The sequence below is a fragment of the Moorena sp. SIO3I8 genome (assembly GCF_010692325.1).
Classification (GTDB): Bacteria; Cyanobacteriota; Cyanobacteriia; order Cyanobacteriales; family Coleofasciculaceae; genus Moorena.
The window spans coordinates 1-1009 of the sequence record NZ_JAAHHW010000506.1 but is presented as its reverse complement, the minus strand read 5'-3'; the positions used below and the strand labels follow the sequence as shown (position 1 = coordinate 1009).

1 protein-coding gene is annotated in these 1009 nt (G+C 39.8%); it reads left to right on the top strand.

What is annotated here, in order from left to right:
* Positions 1-467: 467 nt before the first annotated feature.
* Positions 468-986 carry a hypothetical protein gene (locus F6K51_RS38230; protein ID WP_293031628.1) on the top strand — a complete coding sequence of 173 codons (519 nt, stop codon included), beginning with the start codon at positions 468-470 and terminating at the stop codon, positions 984-986.
* Positions 987-1009: the final 23 nt, after the last annotated feature.

The following is a 1009-nucleotide window of genomic DNA, read 5'->3' as shown; positions in this document are numbered from 1 at the left end:
GTTTGACGTTTGAGTTTAATCAGTTGGTCTTTGGCAGTTTGGGAAAGTGTGATCTGGTTGATTGGGGGTTGCATGAATAAATTAATGCTTAATTGCTTCAAATGGACTGATACCACCTTTTTGGTAAAAGGTTAAAAGTTAAAGGTAGAAGGGAATCGCCTTACCTTAATTGATAGTATTGTCTGACGTTGATCTTTATTTAATCTTTACATTAATCTTCACCTAGTTAATTAGAATTTAATCAAGCTCTATGGGTTTTCACCTAAAATTTTTTTCAGTAGCAGAAAAAGTTTGCTGTTTACTACTACTGGACTAAAAAAGTGATCAATGTCTAATGCTGGCGCTGTCATTATTGTCATGGGAATTAGTAATGGTAATTATTAGCGGCTAAAGGCTTTGCGCTTCTACAACGCCAGCTTGGGCGATGACTTTTAACATTCTCGAAACTGTTTCGCGTGATTTTGATAATGAGAACAATTTTGGGCACACCGGGCGACGACATGATTTCAGCTAGCGGTGGAAAAACTACTATTTTCCCTAGCACTGGCAAGGATGATCTTACCGTTTTCCAAGGGGGGAATAATACCATCTTCGCCAATGAAGGCAATCAGGGTGATCGGGTTAGCGTAGGTATGGGCAGCAATAATACTGTCTACACAGGCGTTGGCGATGATGTGATTACAGTCTTTGAAAGTAATGAGAATTTAATCTTTGCAGGGGAGGGGGATAACCAGATCAGCCTGGTTAAAAGTGACAACAATCAGATTTTTGTTGGTGCTGGGGATGACACAATTTCTACGGAAAGGGGGGATAATGAAATCTTTGCTGGTGATGGGGATGACTTTATCACTACTCTTTTTGGTGACAATATCATCTACATGGGCGCTGGCGATGACAGAATTACCACTAAATTTGGTGATAATGTTATCTTCGCAGGAGCTGGAGATAACCTGATCGATGCTCAATCCGGTAACAATAAAATCTAGAACCTATATGCTATCACGCAAGA